A 13,446-nucleotide genomic window follows, 5' to 3' on the forward strand; every position below is an offset into this window, starting at 1 on the left:
TCCCACGGCTGGTCCGGGCATCATTTTGACAACGACGCGGGCCCAGGTTCCCTTCAGGCAATAACAGCGCCTAGCGGCGCGCTGCAGCCTGACATGTACGGTGATAGCGATGGAGTCAGAGTCCAAAGTATGAAGAAGGGTTTTTATACCATCATGGCCGCGCAGTTCTTCTCTTCGCTGGCCGACAACGCGTTACTCATCGCCGCTATCGCCCTTCTGACCGAGTTGCACTCCCCACAGTGGATGACGCCGCTGCTCAAATTGTTTTTCGTGCTGTCCTACGTCGTACTGGCCGCCTTCGTGGGCGCCTTCGCCGACTCGATGCCCAAGGGCAAGGTGATGTTCATCACCAACACCATCAAGATAGCGGGGTGCGCCATCATGATGTTCGGGTTGCACCCGCTGCTGGCCTACGGCATCGTCGGGTTCGGCGCAGCGGCGTACTCGCCCGCCAAGTACGGCATCCTCACCGAGCTGCTGCCGCCCGAGAAACTGGTCGCCGCCAATGGCTGGATCGAAGGCCTGACGGTGTGCTCGATCATTCTGGGCACCGTTGTGGGCGGCGCGTTGATCTCGGTGCACATTTCGAAGCTTCTGCTCGGCATCGATGTTCCCTACATCGACACTGGCATCCACACCCCGGCCGAGGCAGCCATGGTGGTGATCATGCTGTTCTACGTAATCGCGGCCGTGTTCAACCTGTTCATCCCCGAGACGGGGGCCCGCTACCCGCAGCAGGAAAAGAACCCGATCAAGCTGATCGCAGAGTTCGCGGATTGCTTTACCGCGCTGTGGCGCGACAAGCTCGGCCAGATTTCGCTGGCCGTGACCACGCTGTTCTGGGGCGCCGGCGCCACCTTGCAGTTCATCGTGCTGAAGTGGGCGGAAAAATCGCTCGGCCTGAACCTGTCGCAAGGCGCCCTGCTGCAAGCGGTGGTGGCGGTGGGCGTGGCGGTAGGCGCGATGATGGCGGCCATGCGCATCCCGCTGCGCAAGTCGCTGTCGGTGCTGCCGTATGGCGTGGCGATGGGTGTGGTGGTGATGCTGATGGCCTTCTACACCAAGAACAGCCTGCCTGACATTTCGCTGAATGTGCTCGGCATGCACATGCCGCTGTACATGGCGATCGCCTACGTCTTCCTGATGCTGGTGGGAGGCATGTCCGGCTACTTCGTGGTGCCGATGAACGCGCTGTTGCAACACCGCGGGCACGTCCTGCTGTCGGCCGGCCATTCGATCGCCGTGCAGAACTTCAACGAGAACGTCTCGGTGCTGCTGATGCTGTGCCTGTACGCGCTGCTCATCAAGCTCAATGTGCCGATCGGGATCGTCATCGTCGCCTTCGGCATCTTCGTGTGCGTCACCATGCTGCTGGTAATGCGCCAGCACCGCTACAACGTGCGCAACTTCAATTCGCTCGCCATGATCGGCGAGGACAAGCACCACTAAGCATCGCTTGACCCGCGGGCCAGGTCAGCCTACCGGCCAGGAGATGCGCTCGCGCGCCCGCTCCTCCCAGCCCGGCGGCACCACAAACCCGCGGGTACGCTCCCGCCACACGCCGGGCTGCCCCGCCGGCTCCACCTCGCACAGCATCACCGGCGCTTCCCGGCGCCAGTTCTTCTCGTGATGCGTCTCCGCAAAACGCAGTGCCAGCGCCTCATGGATCGCATCGGCGGTTTCCGTGTGCGCCTGGGCCACCCTGGCCGGCGCCATCCACGCCGAGCGCGGCAGCCGGTACCAGCGCGAGCCCTCGCGCTTGCCAGCCCAGGCCAGCCAGTCCGGCAAGGTGGACCACCATCCGTGCAGGTGATCCGGGGCGATGCCCAGGCTGCCGATGGCGGCCGGCACCACGCCGTCCCGGTAGAACAGCCAGCCGAGCAGGTAGACCTCGCTGCGGTCAACCGGGCGACCCAGCAGCGCCAGGGCCTCGGGGGTGCGTGACAGCGGCAGCTGCCTGCGCACGATATGTTCGAGCTTGTCGCCCAGGCGGTCCACCAGGTTGGGGCCGACGAAGCAATGGCGGTCCAGCACGGCAGCGCCGGCCCCGCCGCCGCGCGGCGCGCCATCCGCCGCGGGTTCGACCAGCAGGTAGAACTTGGCCGCCATCTCCCAGTGCACGGTCGCGCCGCTGTCCACGTCGCGCCAGACAAAATCAAGCTCGCCCAGCGTCTGCACGCCGTGCGCGCCGGCACGGCGCACCGGCAGGTTCGCCGCGAGCAGCTCCAGCCCCTCAGTGTGTTCCAGCGTGAATTGCAGCAGGCGCTCCGCATGCCGGCCCAGCCGCAGGCTGGGCGCGGGCGACGGGCCGCGCACGCGTTGCTGCTCCAGCCCTGCGGCGAGCTCGGCAATGGTGGGGGGCAGCGCGGCGGGGTCGGCAGCGGGCAGCCAACGCTGCCAGGCGGCCAGCGCCCCTTCCGGCCAGCGCGCGAGCGCCGCTTGCGAACGCCCGGGGGCGTTGCCATTGATGATGGGATTGCCTGCCTCGTCCGTCGGCAGGAATGCCAGCAACGGGGGCGACAGCGAGCACCAGGCGAGCTCGCGCAGGCGCTGCGAGGCGGCATGGCGCCAGAGCGGCGCCATCTCGATGGCGCCGCCGGGGCTTAGCGTGAACTCAGGCCTTGGCTCCCGCACGGGCATGTACCTCGCGGGCCAGGCACAGGTCTTCCCAGGCACGCGCCTTGTCGGACAAGGTGCGCAACAGGTAGGCCGGGTGGTAGGTCACCACCACCGGAATGCCTTCGTAGCTATGGACGGTGCCGCGCAGCTTGCCGATCGGCGTGGTGGTGCGCAGCAGTGACTGAGCCGCAAAGCGCCCCAGCACCACGATCAGCTTGGGCTGGATCAGCGCGATCTGCCTGCGCAGGTAAGGCTCGCACTGCGCGACCTCCTCCGGCTCGGGATTGCGGTTGCCGGGCGGGCGGCACTTCAGCACGTTGGCGATAAACACGTTGCGCCCGCGTGCCAGGCCGACGGCGGCCAGCATATTGTCAAGCAGCTTGCCGGCCTGGCCCACGAAGGGCTCGCCCTGCTTGTCCTCGTTTTCGCCCGGGGCTTCGCCGACCAGCATCCATTCGGCCTGGCGGTCGCCCACGCCAAACACGGTCTGCGTGCGGCCATCGCACAACTGGCAATCGGTGCAGCCGCAGACCCGCTGCTCGAGCGCGGCCCAGTCCAGGCGGGCAATCACGGCCTCGCGCGTACTGGTATCCGCCGCCACAGGCTCTGGCGGCATGCGCGCGACGGCGACTTCGGCCGGGGCCGGGGCCGGGGCCGGGGCTGCCGCGTCCATATCGGCTTGCGCCGACCACGCGGACGGCGCTGCTTCGGCCTGGGCCTCATTCACGCGAGCGTCGGCCACGGCGGCAAGCGTCACCGCGGCCTGGGCCGCTTCGCGCGAAGCCGCGTCTTCGTGGACGGCGGTAACTTCCGCGCTCGGGTCGGCGAGCCCCGCCATCGCGGATGGCTCGACGGCCTCCGGCAGGGCCGGCGCGCGGCGCAGCACCCATTCATCGGCAATGCCGAGCACTTCGAGGAACCTGGCGCGGCGGCTCATGGCATGGCCTCCGTGGGTGCCCATGCACGGCGCAGCACAAGCGCATCCTCGCGCGCCTGGCCGGCTGCGGGGTAATAGCCCTTGCGCCGGCCGATCTCGGCAAAGCCTGCCTGCCGGTACAGCTCGATGGCGCCCACGTTGGAAGGCCGCACTTCGAGCAGCATGGTGTGGAGATGGTGCGCGTGCGAGGTAGCCATGGCAGCGGCCAGCAGCAGCCGGCCAAGGCCGCCACGCTGGCGCTCCGGGTCCACGGTGATATTGAGCAGGTGCATCTCGTCGACGACCGGCATCAGCACCGTGTAGGCGATCAGCACGCCCCCGTTATCCCGCAAGGTCAGGCCGATGTGCCCGGCCTTGACGGAATTCTCGAAGTTGCCGCGCGTCCATGGGTGGCTGTAGGCCCGGGCCTCGATCTGCGCCACGGCTTCCACATCCAGCGCCGTCATGCGGCCGATGCTCCAGCCTGCCGGCAAGCTTGGCATCACCGGCACTTCAGGCCATTCGTATCCGGCGCCGGACGCGGCATCCGCGCCGCGGCCGGAACTGGCCGCGCCGCTTCCCGGTGGCTGGTTGCGCTCGACGCTCACGGCTGCTCTCCCGCGGCCAGCGCAGCGCGCTGCGCCGCCACGGCCTGGCGCTCGGCGATGGTCTGGGCCACCTTGTCGCGCAGGTAGATCGGCCTGGCATCGGCCGCCGCGACGGTTTCATTGCGGGCCAGCGCGCGCAGGGCAATCGATACCAGGGCCGGCGCCGCGGGCAAGGCCTCGGGCACGCTGTGCAATGCCAGCGCCGTGGCCTTGAGGCGCTCGCCAAACACGGCAGCGGCACTGCCCGCCAGCCAGAACGGCCCGGGGGGCAGGCTGACGGCCTCCGGCGGGCACACCTGCATGTCGGTCGCCGCCTGCCACTCCTGCGCGGCGCCGTCCCACCGGAACGCGCCTGCATAGGCTTCGTCCATGCGGGCGTCCAGCGCTACCAGCACCGATACGTCAGGCGGCAACGCGGGCATGCCTTCCCCGCCCAGGCGCACGCGTTCGGCGCAGGCCATCAGCGAATTGACGGGAATGACCGGCAGGTCGGCGCCAAAGGCCAGGCCCTGGGCGACGCCGCAGGCGGTGCGCAGGCCCGTGAAGGAGCCTGGCCCCGCGCCAAAGGCGATGGCGGCACAGTCCGACAGGGCAATGCCGGCCTCGGCGAGCAACTCGCCGGCGGCCGGCAGCACGCGGGAGGACGAGCGCGGGCCGGTGTGTTCATGACGAACCAGGCACTCCAGGGCGCCGCCATCGGCAATGCGCCCGAGCGCCACGGAACACCACTCGGTGGAGGTTTCAACTGCAAGAATCCAGGACATGGCGAGATTGTATCCGGAGCGACCTCAAAAGCCGAACTAGCGCGGTGCGCACACCCCGCCCCGGCGCGCCGGACTGAAGCGTTCTTCGGTTTCTTCCGGCTCAAACGCGCGGTCGCGGGCGCTATCATCGCGGCTGCCGGGTTTTTCCCGAACACCGAATCCAGAACGCTTCCCCCATCCAGCCAGGAGAACCCCATGAGCGACCTGCAGGCACGCTTCGCCCAAGCCCAGATCGACATCAAGCAACTGACCGAGCGCCCCAGCAACATGACCCTGCTGCGCCTCTACGCGCTGTTCAAGCAAGGCAGCGAGGGCGACGCACATGGCGACAAGCCGGGCATGACCGATTTCGTCGGCCGCTACAAGTTCGAAGCCTGGGAAACGCTCAAGGGCACCGCCCAGGAAGAGGCGCAGGAAAAATACATCGCGCTGGTGGAAGAGCTGCGCAGCGGCGCCACCGCCTGAAGCCAAATCGGGTAGCCGGCCCTGCGCCGGCCCCCGGATTTACGCTTCGGCCAGCGGCCTGGGCCGGATCCGCCAGGCCGCCAGGATGGCGGTCGCAATGACGAGGCCGACCGCCAGGAAGGTCTCGTCGAAAGCGCGAATGCGCGCGGCCGGATCGCCGTCGGCGCCCAGCACCGCGCCCTGCGCGGCCAGCCGCCATTGCAGGCCTACACCCGCCAGGCTCACCCCGATCGCGCCACCCAGTTGCCGGATGAAGTTGATGCAACTGGAACCCTGCGCGATCAGCGAATAATCCACGCCACGCATCGAGCCCAGCGTCAGCGAAGGCAGGATGCAGCCCAGCCCGATCCGCCCCAGCACCGCAAACCCCACCAGCAGCAGGTAAGGCGTGGCCTGGGACCCCATCGCCATCAGCAGGAAAGAGGCCGACAGCAGCGCGAGCCCGAAGGACACCTGCAGGTGCGCAGAGATGCGATTGGTCAACCGCCCCGCCGCCGCTATGGTCAGGGCCAGCGCGATGCCGGCCGGCAGCAGCACCAGCCCGGCGCGCGACGGCGTATAGGCCAGCGCCATCTGCATGTAGACGGGCAGCAGGTAGGTCGATCCGAACAGCCCGGCGCCATAGATGAACGCCACCACCGCCCCGGCCGAAAACTGCCGGTAGCTGTACAGGCGCATATTCATCAGCGGATGCGCCGCGCGCAACTGCCACAGCACGAACGCCACCAGCATCAGCACGCCAAAGCCAGCCAGTGCCATCCCGGCGGGCACGCTCTCGCGCATCTGCACCAGCCCGTTGAGCAGGCTCACGGTGGCAATGCCGGCCAGGCCCAGGCCCTGCCAGTCGAGCGGCTTGCGCTCGCCCATCATGGCCGAGTCCACCGCCATGAAGCGGCGCGCCATCCACAGCCCGATCAGCGTCAGCGGCACCACCACGAAGAAGATCGAGCGCCAGCCGAAGGCCTCCACCAGGAAGCCGCCCACGCTGGGCCCCAGCGCCGGCGCCAGCACCACGCCAAAGCCGAACATGCTGATCGCCTTGCCCTGCTCGCGCTCCTCGAACACCCGCAGGATCAGGATATTGGGCAGCGGCTGCAGGATCCCCGCCGCAATGCCCTCGGCCACCCGCATGGCGATCATCACGCCATAGGTCGGCGAGAATCCGCCGACCATCCCGCCCGTGCCCAGCAGCAGCAGGCTGCCCATGAAGGTGCGGCGCAGGCCGTAACGGTTAAGCAGCCACGGCGTGAGCAGCATCGACAGCGTCATGGCGATCATGAAGCTGGCCGCCACCCATTGCGCGCTGTCCTGCCCCAGCACGAAATGCCGGCTCAGGTCGGGAATGGCCACGTTGACGATGGTCGACGACACGATCGAGGAGACCGTGCCCAGCATCAGCGTCAGCAGCACCAGCCAGCGATGACGGCTGCCATAGCGCGCCCGCAGCGACTCACGGGTCGGGCCGCCCGGCTGCCTGCCGGCGGCAGGCGACGAGGGCTGCCCGCTCACCCCAGCCGTCCGAGGGCGGCCAGTTCGCGGATCTTGCGCACGGTGTCGAGGTCGGCCTCGTGATAGGCCGACTTGACGATTTCGGCGAAGCGGTCATCGCCGCTGTCGTCCACCGTGGGCATGGTGGTTTCGTAGACAAAGCGTAGCAGCAACGCGCCCGGTCCCGGCGTCTCGATCGCCATGGTCAGGGTGCCGCCGGCGTGCTCGTCGGTGGGGGCGGTTTCATAGCGCACGACACGGCGCTGCTCGAAAACGACGCGGTCGCGGATCGTGGCCTTGCCGAAATGCAGCTTGCGCTCGACCCAGTCGTCGCCCCGCTCCACGATCTCCGCGCGGTCCAGCCCCATCACAAACAGCTCGGGCTCGGCACTGCGCAGCACCAGCCCTTGCCAGAGCTGCTCCGGCGTGAGCGTGTCCAACTGGATATTTTGTGGATCGTTGATCTCCACCAGGTGCTCGAAACGCAACTTAACTCTCCCGATCTATTGTTAGCCGATATTATGAAGGTCTGTGCCAAGGTCCGCAGCAAACTTTCCCGGAGCCCGCCCATGAGCGCCCTGCCGTCTCCCGTCACCCGATCCGACACCCTTTGCGCCGTCGACCCGCTGCAGGTACTTGTCTACGCCGACTCGCTATCCTGGGGCATCGTGCCGGGCACGCGACAGCGCCTTCCCTGGCCGGTGCGCTGGCCCGGCCGCCTGGAACTCGCCCTGAACGGCGCGATCGCCGAAGGGCAACGCCCGGTGCGCATACTGGAAGACTGCCTCAACGGCCGCCGCACGGTCTGGGACGATCCCTTCAAGCCGGGCCGCAACGGCATCCAGGGCCTGGCGCAGCGCATCGAGATGCACTCGCCGCTGGCACTGGTGATCCTGATGCTCGGCAGCAACGATTTCCAGTCCATGCACCCGCATCACGCCTGGCACGCCGCGCAAGGCATCGGCGCCCTGCTCGACACCATCCGCGGCGCGCCGATCGAGCCCGGCATGCCCGTACCGCCGGTGCTGGTGCTGGTGCCCCCGCCCATCACCACGCCGCGCGGGCCGCTGGCGCCGAAATTTGCCGGTGGCGAGCACAAATGCGTGGGGCTGGCGCAAGCCTTCCAGGAAGTCTGCCGCGCGCGCGGATGCGACTGTTTCGACACTGGCACGGTGATCCACAGCAGCGAAGTCGACGGCGTGCACCTGGACGCCGCCGACCATATCGCGCTGGGCGATGCGCTGGTGCCCGTGGTCAATGCCTTGCTGGTGCCAATGCGCGCCTGAAGCCCTCGCCGGCACCGCTTTCAGCCTTGCGCATCACAGGCGCCGAGTACAACACTCCTGACAGTACTTGTCAGGAGGGCCGGCGCACAATCCCGTTCTTCGGGCGTGATGCTTCCATGCGGGCTCCGCCCCCATTTCAAGCAGGAGACTGCGATGCAATTGCTGATCAATATCGACGTCGACGACCTCGCGCACGGCATCGGCTTCTACCAGCACGGCCTCGGGCTGCGCCTGGCGCGCAAGCTGTTCGACGGCTCCGTGGCGGAAATGCTGGGCGGCAGCGCACCGATCTACCTGCTGGCCAAGGCGCAGGGCACCAGGCCCAGCACGCGCGCCGATGGCCGGCGCGACTATCGCCGGCACTGGACGCCGGTGCATCTCGACTTTGTGGTGGAGGACCTGGAAAGCGCAGTGGAACGCGCGCTGGAAGCCGGTGCCGAACTGGAGGACTGGCCGCAGGATTTCGCCTGGGGGCGGCAGGCGATGCTGTCCGACCCTTTTGGCCATGGGCTGTGCTTTATCGAGTGGAAGGGTGAAGGCTATGGCCCGGCCGAGGCGGGAGAGCAAGCCAGGGAGGCCGTGTTGCAGGACCGGTAGCCTGACGTGCGCCGGGCATTGCCGCCCAGGCAACGCCCGCGCCTTATGCGAGTGCCTGATGCGAGTGCCTTATGCGAGTGCAAGCGTCAAATGCCCTACCGGCTCTGCCGCAAGCGTGACTTTGATTTCGATGTCGTAACCCAGCCGGGTAAGGCACTCCATCAATTTGCGTTCGGACAAATTGGCGAAGTCACCTCGCAGCATGCTCGACACCTTCGGCTGCGCAATGCCCATCCGGCGCCCCGCTTCTTCCTGGGTCAGCCCGAGGCGACGCACGGCGCGCGCGATCTCGATCACGAGGCCGGATTTGATCTTGAGTTTCTCGGTATCGGGCAGGCCCAGGTCGGCAAAGACATTGCCGGAGCCCGTTTCGATCTCGATGCCGTCAATCGTGCGCTTTGCCATGCCTCTAGCTCCTTTGCGTGCGCCTCTGCCACATTCAGCCTGGCGCGAATGATGTCCATCTCTTCTCTCGGTGTCGCAATCCCGCGCTTGGAATCCGCTGCGCGGCCTCCTGCAGTTGCGCCAGGGTCAGCTCGCGGCCTTGCAGGTCGGCAAGCCGCCATGCGCCACGGCTGCGCGCGGCGTCGGGCCGGGGTCCGGATTCAATGTTTGCAAAATCAGGTCGTGGGAGTAGAGACGGATGCATTGTTCCGTGGGACCGCGGCACAGGGCGTGGGCGCCGTCTGAATTGGCGCAGGGAAATTTCTGCGCGCAGTGATGCGGCGAACGGCCATCCACAAAAGTGGATATGCAAGCGCGGTTTGCTTCGTTGGTGGCGCGACAACCTTGTTCTATCGTGTCTCGGGTGCAACATTGAGAAGACAACCCGGCATGCCCAACTTCGGTCCGGATCTGAGCGATCCCTTCGTCGCCCGCGCAGTGGTGCTGCGCGAGGCCTTCCATACCGATGCCGTCGCCCGCGACAAGGCTGGCGGCCGGCCCATCGAACCAATCCGCTTGCTCAAGGAAAGCGGCCTGCTCTCAGCCGGCATTCCCACGGCGTACGGCGGGGGCGGTGCCTCATGGCTGTCGCTGCTGCGCGTGGTGCGGGAATTCGCGCGTACCGATGGCTCGCTGGCCCACCTGTTCGGCTACCACCATCTGCCCGTGCACGCCGTGCAGGCGCGCGGCACGCCCGCGCAGCAGGAGCGCTGGCTGCGCGCCGCTGCCAAGGAGCAATGGCTGTGGAGCAACTCGGGCAATGCGCTGTCGAAAACGTCCAGCGCGCAGCGCGCGCCCAGCAACGATGGCTGGCTGGTCACGGGATTCCGGCCCTTCTCCAGCGGCAGCCATGTGGCGGACGTGATCCAGCTTGCCTGGGAGAATGCGCTCGGCCAGCGCCTGATGGGCGTGGTGCCGGCGGATCGCGCGGGCATCGTGGTCGAGGATGACTGGGACGGCATCGGCCAGCGCCAGACCGGCAGCGGCACCGTGACGTTCAACGGCGTGCTGGTGCGCGACGACGAGCTGCTTGGCAAGCCTGACGATCCGCTCACCCCTTTCGCATCGCTCACCACGCTGTTGCAGCAAAGCGTGCTGCTCAATGTGTTCGTCGGCACGGCACAGGGCGCGCTGGACGAAGGCCGCGCCTACACCGCCACGCAATCGCGTCCGTGGATCCACTCGGGCGTGGAGCGCCATGTCGATGATCCGTGGATCCAGCGCAAATACGGTGAGCTCGCCATCCGCACCTTGGCGGCGACCGAGCTGGCCGACCAGGCGGCGCGCAGCCTGGATGCGATCTATGGCTACGGACAGGCGCTGACGCTGGCGCAGCGCGGGCCGGTAGCCATCGAGCTGGCTACCGCCAACCTGTACGCCGGGGAGACCGGACTGGCCGTATCGAACGAGATCTTCGAGGTGATGGGCGCGCGTTCTGCCACCAACGCCAATGGCTTCGACCGCTTCTGGCGCAACGTGCGCACCCACACGCTGCACAACCCGGCCGAGTACAAGAAACGCACGGTGGGCACATGGTTGCTCACGGGCGAATTCCCCTCGCCTGCCATCTATCGCTGAACCCGCCGAACACCATGAGCCGCGACTGCTGGCCTGCGCGCCCAACATTCGATTACGGCTACCGACCGAGACCCCATCATGACCGCCAACGTCGCCTATCTCCACGCACAGGCTGAATCAGCGCCCACGCTGTTCGAGCCCGATACCAGCAACCCATTCATCGCCCGCGCCGTCGCACTGCGCGATCGCTTCGCCGAAGACGCCATCGCCCGCGACCAGGCCGGCGGGAAACCGGCGGAGCAGATTCGCTTGCTCAAGGAGCACGGCCTGCTTGCGCTGCTGCTGCCACACGAAATCGGCGGCCAGGGCGAAACCTGGTCGACCGTGCTGCGCATCACGCGCCTGTTCGCGCAGGTGGATGGCTCGCTCGGCCATCTGTTCGGCTATCACTACAGCAGCCTGCTGAGCCCGCGCTTGCGCAACGCGCCGCAGAAGGCCTTGAGCCTGTGGCGCCGCTCGGCCGAGGGCAACTGGTTCTGGGGCAACACGGCGAACAGCCTTTCCAAGAGCCTGTTTGGCCGGCGCGAAGGCGAATGGTTCGTGCTGGACGGCTATCGCCCCTTCACTTCCGGTTCGCATGTGGCCGACTTCCTGGCGATTGCCTGGGAAGACGCCGACAGCGGCGAGCGCCGCTTTGCCGCGATTCCCGCGGACCGCCAAGGCATCGTGATCGAGGACGACTGGGACGGCATCGGCCAGCGCCAGACCGGCAGCGGCCGCGTCACCTACCGGGGTGTGCGCGTGCACGAGAGCGAAGTGCTCGGCCAGCCAGTGCCGTTGAACCCCACCGGCGCGCCGGCCGAGCCCTACCGCACGGTCACGCCGCTGCAGCAGCAAAGCGTGCTGCTCAATGTGTTTATCGGCACGGCGCAGGGCGCGCTGCGCGCGGGGCGCGAATACACGGTGCATCAGTCGCGCCCGTGGATCCACTCGGGCGTGGAGCGCCATGTCGACGACCCGTGGGTGCGCCGGCAATACGGCGAGCTCTGGGTCAAGACCCAGGCCGCCACCGCGCTGGCCGACCGCGCGCTGCTTGCGCTCGACGGCGTGATTGCGCGCGGAGAAGCGCTCGCCGCCGAGGAACGCGGCGCAGCGGCCGTGGCCATCGCGGCGGCCAACGTGCTGGCTGGCGAGGTCGCGCTGCAGGTCTCCAGCGAGATCTTCGAGGTCACCGGCGCACGCTCGGCGGTGCGCAAGACCGGCCTGGACCGCTTCTGGCGCAACGTGCGCATCCATACCCTGCACAACCCGTCCGAGTACAAGACCCGCAACGTCGGCCGCTGGGTGCTGGGCGAAGGCCATCCCGAACCGGGGACCTACCAATGAGTGCATCGAACCGAGCGCGCCAGCTCCACCTCAATATCAACATCCTGCACTCGGGCTTCGTGCCGTCGGCCTGGCGGCTGCCCGAGAGCGATCCCACCGCCTTTACCGACGTGCGGCACTACATCCGCGTGGCGCAGATTGCCGAAGCCAGCAAGCTCGACGCGGTGTTCCTGGCGGACAACGCCGCCATCGTCGACCAGATCCATTTCCGCCCGATCCCCGCGCTGGAGCCGACGGTGCTGCTGGCCTGCATCGCGGCGGCGACCACGCATATCGGCCTGGTCGGCACGGCGTCCACCAGCTACAACGAGCCCTACAACATCGCGCGTCGCTTTGCCACGCTGGACCATGTGAGCGCGGGGCGCGCCGGCTGGAACGTGGTCACCACGGCCGATGTGCCCTCGGCGCGCAACTTCGGGCGCGATGCGGCACCGGACCACGCGCAGCGGTATGCGCGCGCATCCGAGTTCACCACGGTCGTCAAGGCGCTGTGGGACAGCTGGGAGGACGACGCCTTTATCGGCGACAAGGCATCGGGCCGCTTCGTCGACACCGCCAAGGTGCAGCCGATCGCGCACCATGGCGAGCATTTCAGCGTGCAGGGGCCGCTCAACCTGCCGCGCTCGCCGCAAGGCCATCCGGTGCTGGTGCAGGCCGGCGGCTCCGCCGACGGGCGCGAGCTGGCCGCACGCCATGCCGAGGCCGTGTTCTCGGCGTCGCAATCCTTCGAGGAATCGCTGGCCTACGGGCGCGAGCTGAAAGCGCGCGCGCAGGCGCTCGGGCGCGGGCCCGACGCCGTGCGGGTGCTGGCGGGCCTGACCACCATCATCGGCGCCACCGAAGCGCAGGCACGCCAGCGGCGCGACGCGCTGATCGACCTGATTCCCTGGGACTATAGCCTGGCGCGGCTGGCCGGCACGCTGGGCATTACGCCGGACCGCCTGAAGCTGGACGAGCGGCTGCCGGACCACCTTGTCCTGCCCGCCAACGGCAATGGCAACCACACCTTCTTCAACGCCACGCTGGCGCTGGCGCGGCGCCATGGCTACACCGTGCGCGAACTGATCCGCGAGCTGGCGGGCGGCGGCGGGCATCGCGTGATCGTGGGCACGCCTGAGCAAATCGCCGACGACATCGAGCACTGGTTCCGGCATGGCGCGGCGGATGGCTTCAACCTGATGCCGGATGCGCTGCCCGACGGGCTGCAGGACTTTGTCGACGGCGTGGTGCCGATCCTGCAACGGCGCGGCATCTTCCGCACGGAGTACGAAGGCAGCACGCTGCGCGAGCACCTGGGGCTGGCACGGCCACAGGGCCGGCAAAGCGCTCGCAAGGCCGCCTGATATCCCCTGATC

Annotated in this window: 14 protein-coding genes; 7 read left to right on the top strand and 7 right to left on the bottom strand. The window is 67.8% G+C overall.

Annotated features, from left to right (window positions below; translation table 11 throughout):
- The first annotated feature begins 129 nt into the window (after nucleotides 1-129).
- Nucleotides 130-1,449 carry a lysophospholipid transporter LplT gene (gene lplT, locus ACYP5B_RS42385; protein ID WP_400091246.1) on the top strand — a complete coding sequence of 440 codons (1,320 nt, stop codon included), beginning with the start codon at nucleotides 130-132 and terminating at the stop codon, nucleotides 1,447-1,449.
- A 24-nt stretch (nucleotides 1,450-1,473) separates the two neighbouring features.
- On the opposite strand, the gene ACYP5B_RS42390 is transcribed toward lplT, so the two are convergent.
- The 4 genes from ACYP5B_RS42390 to tsaB all read right to left on the bottom strand — a co-directional run bounded on the left by ACYP5B_RS42390 (nucleotide 1,474) and on the right by tsaB (nucleotide 4,907).
- Nucleotides 1,474-2,640: a DUF1853 family protein gene (locus ACYP5B_RS42390; RefSeq protein WP_459573592.1), complete on the bottom strand. Its 1,167-nt coding sequence runs from the start codon at nucleotides 2,638-2,640 to the stop codon at nucleotides 1,474-1,476.
- The gene (locus ACYP5B_RS42395; protein WP_459573593.1) at nucleotides 2,615-3,556 is read right to left on the bottom strand and encodes a uracil-DNA glycosylase; all 942 of its coding nucleotides are present in this window, start codon (nucleotides 3,554-3,556) and stop codon (nucleotides 2,615-2,617) included. The genes ACYP5B_RS42390 and ACYP5B_RS42395 overlap by 26 nt, the downstream gene beginning before the upstream one ends.
- Entirely contained in the window at nucleotides 3,553-4,038 is a 486-nt protein-coding gene (gene rimI, locus ACYP5B_RS42400) for a ribosomal protein S18-alanine N-acetyltransferase (protein ID WP_400091308.1), read from the bottom strand. Before rimI ends, ACYP5B_RS42395 begins: the two co-directional genes overlap by 4 nt.
- A 101-nt stretch (nucleotides 4,039-4,139) precedes the next feature.
- The gene (tsaB, locus tag ACYP5B_RS42405) at nucleotides 4,140-4,907 is read right to left on the bottom strand and encodes a tRNA (adenosine(37)-N6)-threonylcarbamoyltransferase complex dimerization subunit type 1 TsaB (RefSeq protein ID WP_400091242.1); all 768 of its coding nucleotides are present in this window, start codon (nucleotides 4,905-4,907) and stop codon (nucleotides 4,140-4,142) included.
- 195 nt (nucleotides 4,908-5,102) lie between these two features.
- On the opposite strand from tsaB, the gene ACYP5B_RS42410 reads away from it, so the two are divergent.
- On the top strand, nucleotides 5,103-5,372 hold the full coding sequence (locus ACYP5B_RS42410) for an acyl-CoA-binding protein (protein ID WP_400091240.1): 270 nt from the start codon (nucleotides 5,103-5,105) through the stop codon (nucleotides 5,370-5,372).
- 39 nt (nucleotides 5,373-5,411) lie between these two features.
- Here ACYP5B_RS42410 and ACYP5B_RS42415 read toward each other — a convergent pair whose 3' ends face one another.
- Both ACYP5B_RS42415 and ACYP5B_RS42420 read right to left on the bottom strand, forming a co-directional pair.
- Nucleotides 5,412-6,881, bottom strand: a complete 1,470-nt coding sequence (locus tag ACYP5B_RS42415; protein WP_400091238.1) for a DHA2 family efflux MFS transporter permease subunit — start codon at nucleotides 6,879-6,881, stop codon at nucleotides 5,412-5,414.
- Complete coding sequence (locus tag ACYP5B_RS42420) at nucleotides 6,878-7,348, bottom strand: SRPBCC family protein (protein WP_400091236.1); 471 nt, start codon at nucleotides 7,346-7,348, stop codon at nucleotides 6,878-6,880. The genes ACYP5B_RS42415 and ACYP5B_RS42420 overlap by 4 nt, the downstream gene beginning before the upstream one ends.
- A gap of 81 nt (nucleotides 7,349-7,429) precedes the next feature.
- Here ACYP5B_RS42420 and ACYP5B_RS42425 point away from each other — a divergent pair, with 81 nt between their 5' ends.
- Together ACYP5B_RS42425 and ACYP5B_RS42430 are read left to right on the top strand one after the other, a co-directional pair.
- Nucleotides 7,430-8,146 carry an SGNH/GDSL hydrolase family protein gene (locus ACYP5B_RS42425; protein WP_459573594.1) on the top strand — a complete coding sequence of 239 codons (717 nt, stop codon included), beginning with the start codon at nucleotides 7,430-7,432 and terminating at the stop codon, nucleotides 8,144-8,146.
- A 153-nt stretch (nucleotides 8,147-8,299) separates the two neighbouring features.
- Entirely contained in the window at nucleotides 8,300-8,743 is a 444-nt protein-coding gene (locus ACYP5B_RS42430; RefSeq protein WP_400091231.1) for a VOC family protein, read from the top strand.
- A gap of 69 nt (nucleotides 8,744-8,812) precedes the next feature.
- Here ACYP5B_RS42430 and ACYP5B_RS42435 read toward each other — a convergent pair whose 3' ends face one another.
- Entirely contained in the window at nucleotides 8,813-9,148 is a 336-nt protein-coding gene (locus tag ACYP5B_RS42435; RefSeq protein WP_459573595.1) for a helix-turn-helix domain-containing protein, read from the bottom strand.
- Between the two features lie 429 nt (nucleotides 9,149-9,577).
- On the opposite strand from ACYP5B_RS42435, the gene ACYP5B_RS42440 reads away from it, so the two are divergent.
- The 3 genes from ACYP5B_RS42440 (at nucleotide 9,578) to ACYP5B_RS42450 (ending at nucleotide 13,434) form a co-directional block, all read left to right on the top strand.
- Complete coding sequence (locus tag ACYP5B_RS42440) at nucleotides 9,578-10,765, top strand: acyl-CoA dehydrogenase family protein (protein ID WP_459573596.1); 1,188 nt, start codon at nucleotides 9,578-9,580, stop codon at nucleotides 10,763-10,765.
- Between the two features lie 78 nt (nucleotides 10,766-10,843).
- Nucleotides 10,844-12,091, top strand: a complete 1,248-nt coding sequence (locus ACYP5B_RS42445; RefSeq protein WP_459573597.1) for an acyl-CoA dehydrogenase family protein — start codon at nucleotides 10,844-10,846, stop codon at nucleotides 12,089-12,091.
- Nucleotides 12,088-13,434, top strand: a complete 1,347-nt coding sequence (locus ACYP5B_RS42450) for an LLM class flavin-dependent oxidoreductase (protein WP_459573599.1) — start codon at nucleotides 12,088-12,090, stop codon at nucleotides 13,432-13,434. The genes ACYP5B_RS42445 and ACYP5B_RS42450 overlap by 4 nt, the downstream gene beginning before the upstream one ends.
- Nucleotides 13,435-13,446: the final 12 nt, after the last annotated feature.

It is taken from the genome of Cupriavidus sp. 8B (assembly GCF_054589115.1).

Excerpts from the sequence above, each read along its gene's own strand:
- ACYP5B_RS42440 (WP_459573596.1), top strand. The coding sequence starts at position 9,578 with ATGCCCAACTTCGGTCCGGATCTGAGCGATCCCTTCGTCGCCCGCGCA.
- ACYP5B_RS42390 (WP_459573592.1), bottom strand. The coding sequence starts at position 2,640 with ATGCCCGTGCGGGAGCCAAGGCCTGAGTTCACGCTAAGCCCCGGCGGC.
- ACYP5B_RS42445 (WP_459573597.1), top strand. The coding sequence starts at position 10,844 with ATGACCGCCAACGTCGCCTATCTCCACGCACAGGCTGAATCAGCGCCC.
- rimI (WP_400091308.1), bottom strand. The coding sequence starts at position 4,038 with ATGCCAAGCTTGCCGGCAGGCTGGAGCATCGGCCGCATGACGGCGCTG.
- ACYP5B_RS42425 (WP_459573594.1), top strand. The coding sequence starts at position 7,430 with ATGAGCGCCCTGCCGTCTCCCGTCACCCGATCCGACACCCTTTGCGCC.
- ACYP5B_RS42395 (WP_459573593.1), bottom strand. The coding sequence starts at position 3,556 with ATGAGCCGCCGCGCCAGGTTCCTCGAAGTGCTCGGCATTGCCGATGAA.
- ACYP5B_RS42430 (WP_400091231.1), top strand. The coding sequence starts at position 8,300 with ATGCAATTGCTGATCAATATCGACGTCGACGACCTCGCGCACGGCATC.
- tsaB (WP_400091242.1), bottom strand. The coding sequence starts at position 4,907 with ATGTCCTGGATTCTTGCAGTTGAAACCTCCACCGAGTGGTGTTCCGTG.
- ACYP5B_RS42410 (WP_400091240.1), top strand. The coding sequence starts at position 5,103 with ATGAGCGACCTGCAGGCACGCTTCGCCCAAGCCCAGATCGACATCAAG.
- ACYP5B_RS42435 (WP_459573595.1), bottom strand. The coding sequence starts at position 9,148 with ATGGCAAAGCGCACGATTGACGGCATCGAGATCGAAACGGGCTCCGGC.
- lplT (WP_400091246.1), top strand. The coding sequence starts at position 130 with ATGAAGAAGGGTTTTTATACCATCATGGCCGCGCAGTTCTTCTCTTCG.
- ACYP5B_RS42450 (WP_459573599.1), top strand. The coding sequence starts at position 12,088 with ATGAGTGCATCGAACCGAGCGCGCCAGCTCCACCTCAATATCAACATC.